The 6141-nt window shown below is 60.6% G+C and carries 7 protein-coding genes; 6 read left to right on the top strand and 1 reads right to left on the bottom strand.

From position 1 onward, the window contains the following. Positions 1-78 precede the first annotated feature (78 nt). Complete coding sequence (locus tag QMX97_RS31370) at positions 79-1047, bottom strand: polyprenyl synthetase family protein (protein ID WP_065908467.1); 969 nt, start codon at positions 1045-1047, stop codon at positions 79-81. 239 nt (positions 1048-1286) lie between these two features. Between QMX97_RS31370 and rplU the strand changes: the two genes are divergently transcribed. The 6 genes from rplU (at position 1287) to QMX97_RS31340 (ending at position 5605) form a co-directional block, all read left to right on the top strand. After that, on the top strand, positions 1287-1601 hold the full coding sequence (rplU, locus tag QMX97_RS31365; RefSeq protein ID WP_007950961.1) for a 50S ribosomal protein L21: 315 nt from the start codon (positions 1287-1289) through the stop codon (positions 1599-1601). A 34-nt stretch (positions 1602-1635) separates the two neighbouring features. Continuing rightward, entirely contained in the window at positions 1636-1893 is a 258-nt protein-coding gene (gene rpmA, locus QMX97_RS31360; RefSeq protein ID WP_003205738.1) for a 50S ribosomal protein L27, read from the top strand. Positions 1894-2087: 194 nt separating this feature from the next. Further along, positions 2088-3311 (top strand): Obg family GTPase CgtA, encoded by a 1224-nt coding sequence (gene cgtA, locus QMX97_RS31355; RefSeq protein WP_010206489.1) that lies wholly within the window; start codon positions 2088-2090, stop codon positions 3309-3311. Positions 3312-3422: 111 nt separating this feature from the next. Further along, complete coding sequence (gene proB / locus QMX97_RS31350; RefSeq protein ID WP_005791305.1) at positions 3423-4541, top strand: glutamate 5-kinase; 1119 nt, start codon at positions 3423-3425, stop codon at positions 4539-4541. A 15-nt stretch (positions 4542-4556) separates the two neighbouring features. Then, a complete protein-coding gene (locus QMX97_RS31345; protein WP_048722903.1) occupies positions 4557-5021 on the top strand; it encodes a CreA family protein in 465 nt (154 codons plus the stop codon). A gap of 101 nt (positions 5022-5122) precedes the next feature. Continuing rightward, positions 5123-5605: a glutathione peroxidase gene (locus tag QMX97_RS31340; RefSeq protein WP_065908472.1), complete on the top strand. Its 483-nt coding sequence runs from the start codon at positions 5123-5125 to the stop codon at positions 5603-5605. The last annotated feature ends 536 nt before the right edge of the window (positions 5606-6141 follow it).

Below are 6141 nucleotides of genomic sequence, written 5' to 3'. Positions count from 1 at the left end.
GGGCTTGCCTGCGATGACTGCAGTGAATTCACTACCGCTATCGCAGGCAAGCCCGCTCCTACATCAAGTGCGGCGCAATCAGTGCGTCCGCGCGACCGCAAACTCACTCAGCTCAACCAGGGCATCCCGGTATTCGCTGGCCGGAAGGGCTTCCAGGCATTTGATCGCACGGGCCACGTAGTCACGCGCCAATTGTGCGGTGTACTCGAGGGAACCGGAGGCTTCCACGGCGACGCGGATGGCCTCCAGGTCCTCGATCCCGCCTTTCTGGATCGCCTTGCGCACCAGGGCGGCCTGTTCCGGCGTGCCTTCGCGCATGGTGTAGATCAGCGGCAAGGTCGGCTTGCCCTCGGCCAGGTCGTCACCGACGTTCTTGCCCAGGGTCTCGGCGTCGCCCTTGTAGTCGAGCAGGTCGTCGACCAGCTGGAACGCCACGCCCAGGTGATCCCCGAAGGTACGCAGGGCTTCGGCCTGTTCGGCCGTCGCGCCACACAGGGCGGCGGCGCTGTGGGTCGAGGCTTCGAAGAGCATCGCGGTCTTGCCGCGAATCACTTCCATATAGGTTTCTTCGGTGGTGCTGGCGTCGCGGACCTTGGACAGCTGCAACACTTCGCCTTCGGCGATGATGCGCGTGGCCTGTGAAAGAATCTTCATCACCGGCATCGAGCCCAGCTCGACCATCATTTCGAACGAGCGCGAGTACAGGAAGTCGCCCACCAGCACGCTCGGGGCATTGCCCCACATCGCATTGGCGGTCTCACGGCCACGGCGCATGCCGGACATGTCGACCACGTCGTCATGCAGCAGGGTGGCGGTGTGCAGGAACTCGATAGTGGCGGCCAGCAGGCGCACGTCATCGCCTTCGCGACCCAGGGCCTTGCCGCACAGCAACACTAATAAAGGACGCAGGCGCTTACCGCCCGCCGACGTAATATAGTCGCCAATTTTGGAGACCAGCGGCACTTTAGACGTCAGCTGCTGCTTGATGATGCCGTCGACGGCGCTAAAATCGTCCGCGACCGCGCGGTAGAAAGCTTGGGGTTGCATCAGCGACAGTCGCTCCAGAAGGGTTGCGCGGCATGCTAGGACCCTGACCCCCGGGTGTCAAGGCGCGATAGGCGGCCACTTGCAACGTATCAAAGCCTTGCGTACAATCGCGCACCCTGAACTTCCTGGGCAGCACCTGCCTTACGCAATTGCATTCGGGACGTCCATCCCATGCAGCCATGCCAGCCAATACCTCTTCTTATAAAGCGCTGGGTGAGCAGGATTATCGGAGAAATACCATGTCGTACGCAGTAATTGTTACTGGTGGCAAGCAATACAAGGTCGCCCCAGGTGAATACCTGAAGATCGAAAAACTGGAAGTCGCTACCGGCGAATCCGTTACTTTTGATCGCGTTCTGTTGGTCGCCAATGGCGATGACGTGAACATCGGCGCTCCAGTTGTTGCTGGCGCTACCGTTGTGGCTGAAGTGATCTCCCAAGGTCGTCACGATAAAGTCCGCATCATCAAGTTCCGTCGTCGTAAGCACCACATGAAGCGTATGGGCCACCGCCAGTGGTACACCGAGATCAAAATCACCGGTATTCAGGCTTAATTTCAGCCTAATTCCTCACTAGGAGAATTGACTCATGGCACACAAAAAAGCTGGTGGTAGTACCCGTAACGGTCGCGACTCAGAAGCCAAACGCCTTGGCGTGAAGATGTATGGCGGCCAGGCTATCAAAGCGGGCAACATCATCGTGCGTCAGCGCGGCACCCAATTCCACGCTGGCTACGGCGTTGGTATGGGTAAAGATCACACCCTCTTCGCTAAAGTCGAAGGCGTGATCAAGTTCGAAGTAAAAGGCGCCTTCGGTCGTCGTTACGTAAGCGTTATCGCAGCTTAATTGCGAGACCGCTGGAAAAGCCCTGTCTTGCGACGGGGCTTTTTCGTTTGTGGGGTGAGTCTCTTGCAAAGCTGTTTGTAATGGGCGAGAGCAGCTGGATGTGTGGTCGTTGCTTGAGGTCGCTGCGCTCATTTTTGCAAGAGTCTTATGTCTTGGTTTTTTAAGCTCGTCCGTGCGGCGAGAGGCGTTTTGTTATGAAGTTCGTTGATGAAGTTTCCATCCGAGTAAAAGCAGGCGACGGCGGTAACGGTTGCATGAGTTTCCGTCGCGAAAAATTCATCGAAAACGGTGGTCCAAACGGCGGTGACGGCGGTGACGGCGGTTCCATCTACATGATGGCCGACGAAAACCTCAACACCCTGGTCGACTACCGTTACACCCGGCACTTCGATGCCGAGCGTGGCTCCAACGGCGGCAGCACCGACTGCACCGGCAAGAAAGGCGAAGACCTGGTACTGCGCGTACCGGTCGGCACCACCATTATCGACTCCGCGACCCAGGAAGTGATTGGCGACCTGACCAAGGCCGGCCAGAAGTTGATGGTAGTGCAGGGCGGCTGGCACGGTCTGGGTAACACCCGATTCAAGTCCAGTACCAACCGTGCACCGCGCCAGACCACGCCGGGCAAGCCAGGCGAGCAGCGTGACCTCAAGCTGGAAATGAAAGTACTCGCCGACGTGGGCCTGCTGGGCCTGCCGAATGCCGGCAAGAGTACCTTCATCCGCTCGGTCTCGGCCGCCAAGCCGAAAGTCGCCGACTACCCGTTCACCACCCTGGTGCCGAACCTGGGTGTGGTCAGCGTCGACCGCTGGAAAAGCTTCGTGATCGCCGACATTCCCGGCCTGATCGAAGGCGCTTCCGATGGTGCTGGCCTGGGGATTCGCTTCCTCAAGCACTTGTCGCGTACCCGTTTGCTGCTGCACCTCGTCGACATGGCGCCGCTGGATGACACCAGCGCACCGGACGCCGCCGAAGTGATCGTCAGCGAGCTGACCAAGTTCAGCCCGTCCCTGGCTGAGCGTGATCGCTGGCTGGTGCTGAACAAGTGCGACCAGATCCTCGAAGAAGAACACGAGGAGCGCGTCAAGGAAATCGTCGATCGCCTGGAGTGGGAAGGTCCGGTCTACGTGATCTCGGCCATCGCCAAAGAAGGCACCGAGCGCCTGACCCGCGACATCATGCGCTACCTCGAAGACCGTGCCGACCGCCTGGCGGCCGATCCGGTGTTCAAGGCCGAACTGGCCGAACTCGACCAGCGCATCGAAGACGAAGCCCGCGCCCAGCTGCAGGCCCTGGATGACCAGCGTGCCCTGCGCCGCAGTGGCGTGAAGTCGGTCCATGACATCGGCGACGATGATTGGGACGAAGAAGACGTGGATGATGAAGATGGTCCGGAAATCATTTACGTGCGTGACTGATCCGTTGCGATAAACTTGAACGCCGCTCCCTGGAGCGGCGTTTTGGTATCCGGGTATAACGTTATGGGCGGCGCTGGGTCGCGTGCAGCCCTCACTCTAAGGTTGAAGAAGATGCGGAGCAAAGTGACAGGTGCGCAGCGCTGGGTCGTAAAGATCGGAAGTGCGCTGCTGACGGCAGACGGCAAGGGGCTGGATCGCGCAGCCATGAGCGTCTGGGTCGAGCAGATGGTGGCCTTGCATGAGGCGGGCGTGGAGTTGGTGCTGGTGTCGTCCGGGGCGGTTGCCGCCGGGATGAGCCGCCTCGGCTGGACTGCGCGACCCAGCGCGATGCACGAACTGCAAGCCGCCGCCGCCATCGGTCAGATGGGCCTGGTGCAAGCCTGGGAATCCAGCTTTGCCGAGCACGGCCGCCACACGGCGCAGATCCTGCTGACCCACGACGACCTGTCCGACCGCAAGCGCTATCTCAATGCCCGCAGCACCCTGCGCGCGCTGGTGGAGCTCAAGGTCATCCCGGTGATCAACGAAAACGACACCGTGGTCACCGACGAAATCCGCTTCGGCGACAACGACACCCTGGCCGCCTTGGTGGCCAACCTGGTGGAAGCCGACCTGCTGGTGATCCTCACCGACCGCGACGGCATGTTCGACGCCGACCCACGCAACAACCCCGATGCCCAGCTTATTTATGAAGCGCGTGCCGATGACCCGGCGCTGGACGCCGTGGCCGGCAGCGTCGGCGGTGCATTGGGCCGTGGCGGCATGCAGACCAAGCTGCGCGCAGCCCGATTGGCCGCACGCTCCGGCGCCCACACGATTATCGTCGGCGGGCGCCTGGAGCGCGTGCTGGATCGCCTCAAGGCCGGTGAGCGCATCGGTACGCTGCTGTCGCCGGAACGCGGCATGCTGGCGGCGCGCAAACAGTGGCTGGCCGGTCATCTGCAGACCCGTGGCACCCTGGTGCTGGATGAAGGCGCGGTATCGGCGTTGTCCCAAGGCAACAAGAGCCTGCTGCCGGTCGGCGTCAAATTGGTCCAGGGCAGCTTCCGCCGTGGCGAAATGGTGGTGTGCGTGGCGCCGGATGGTCGTGAGATCGCCCGTGGCCTGGCCAACTACAGCGCCCTGGAAGCGCAGAAAATTATCGGACAATCGTCTGATGCGATTGTCGGACTCCTGGGTTACATGGCGGAACCGGAACTGGTGCACCGCGATAACCTGATCCTGGTTTAACCAAAGGAATACACGATGCGTTTAATGAAGGGATTGCTCGGCCTGCTGCTGGCCATGCCGTTGCTGGCTTCGGCTGAAGAGATCGGCCAGGTGTCGACGGTGTTCAAGTTTGTCGGCCCCAATGATCGGATCGTGGTCGAAGCGTTTGATGACCCCAAGGTCGACGGCGTGACCTGCTACCTGTCGCGTGCCAAGACCGGCGGCGTCAAGGGCGGCCTGGGCCTGGCCGAAGACCGCGCCGAAGCTTCGATTGCCTGCCGCCAGGTCGGCCCGATCCGCTTCAAGGGCGAACTCAAGGACGGCGACGAGGTCTTCAAGGAACGCACCTCGTTGGTGTTCAAGACCATGCAGGTCGTGCGCTTTCTCGACAAGAAGCGCAACACCCTGGTGTACCTGGTCTACAGCGACCGCCTGATCGAAGGCAGCCCGCAGAACGCGGTCACGGCGATTCCAATTTTGCCGTGGCCGACCGCTCAGTAATCCGCAGGCGAGTTTTGTAATCGGCGTCTATGATTGCAGGCTTGCGGGTTGTAATCTCGATACGTCGCAATGCGAAGAACATGGGATATCTGGAGTTCGTCATGAGTGCTTTCCACGACCTGAAACTCAAAGCGTTGGACGGACAAGAGCTGCCGCTGGCGCCCTTCAAGGGGCAAGTCGTGCTGGTGGTCAACGTCGCCTCCAAATGTGGCTTGACCCCGCAATACGCGGCGTTGGAGAACCTCTACCAGCAGTACAAGGACCAGGGGTTCACTGTGCTGGGTTTGCCTTGCAACCAGTTTGCGGGACAGGAACCGGGCACCGAGGATGAAATCCGCGAGTTCTGCAGCCTCAACTATGGCGTGACGTTCCCGCTGGGCAGCAAGCTCGATGTGAATGGCCCTGAGCGTCACCAGCTGTACCGCCTGCTGGCGGGCGAGGGCGCCGAGTTTCCTGGGGATATCACCTGGAATTTCGAGAAATTCCTGCTTGGTAAAGACGGCCGGGTCCTGGCGCGTTTCTCGCCACGTACCCCACCGGAAGACCCGTCGATCATCCAGGCCATCGAAAAAGCCCTGGCTTGAACACCGGGCTGGCTTCGAAGAGCGGCTTTTTTGTGGTGAGTGGGCTTGTTGTGGCTAGCAGGCTTGATGGGGTGAGCAGGCTTGTTGTGGCTAGCATGCTTGATGGGGTGGGCAGGCTTGTTGTGGCTAGCATGCTTCATGTGGCGAGCGGGCTTGCCCCGCGTTGGACTGCGAAGCAGCCCCAAAACCCTCCACCTCGGAGTCTCTGAAAAACTGCGCTGACCTGATTGGGGCTGCTGCGCAGCCCAACGCGGGGCAAGCCCGCTCACCACAAGGTGCCTGCGCAATAAGCGGGCTCACCCCAGCCCAACAGCTACTACGCTCCCCTGCTTTTACTTCTTAGTCACCCCATCAATTTTGTGGTGAGCCGGCTTGTTGTGACTAGCAGGCTTGATGGGCTGAGCAGGCTTGTTGTGGCTAGCATGCTTCATGTGGTGAGCGGGCTTGCCCCGCGTTGGGCTGCGCAGCAGCCCCAAAACCCTCCACCTCGGAGTCTCTGAAAAACTGCGGTGACCTGATTGGGGCTGCTGCGCAGC

Origin of the sequence: Pseudomonas sp. PS01298 (genome assembly GCF_029959745.1) — a bacterium.
GTDB lineage: Bacteria > Pseudomonadota > Gammaproteobacteria > Pseudomonadales > Pseudomonadaceae > Aquipseudomonas > Aquipseudomonas aylmerensis.
This window is presented reverse-complemented; position numbering and strand designations above follow the sequence as displayed.

Excerpts from the sequence above, each read along its gene's own strand:
- QMX97_RS31370 (WP_065908467.1), bottom strand. The coding sequence starts at position 1,047 with ATGCAACCCCAAGCTTTCTACCGCGCGGTCGCGGACGATTTTAGCGCC.
- QMX97_RS31345 (WP_048722903.1), top strand. The coding sequence starts at position 4,557 with ATGCGTTTAATGAAGGGATTGCTCGGCCTGCTGCTGGCCATGCCGTTG.
- rplU (WP_007950961.1), top strand. The coding sequence starts at position 1,287 with ATGTCGTACGCAGTAATTGTTACTGGTGGCAAGCAATACAAGGTCGCC.
- proB (WP_005791305.1), top strand. The coding sequence starts at position 3,423 with ATGCGGAGCAAAGTGACAGGTGCGCAGCGCTGGGTCGTAAAGATCGGA.
- rpmA (WP_003205738.1), top strand. The coding sequence starts at position 1,636 with ATGGCACACAAAAAAGCTGGTGGTAGTACCCGTAACGGTCGCGACTCA.
- QMX97_RS31340 (WP_065908472.1), top strand. The coding sequence starts at position 5,123 with ATGAGTGCTTTCCACGACCTGAAACTCAAAGCGTTGGACGGACAAGAG.
- cgtA (WP_010206489.1), top strand. The coding sequence starts at position 2,088 with ATGAAGTTCGTTGATGAAGTTTCCATCCGAGTAAAAGCAGGCGACGGC.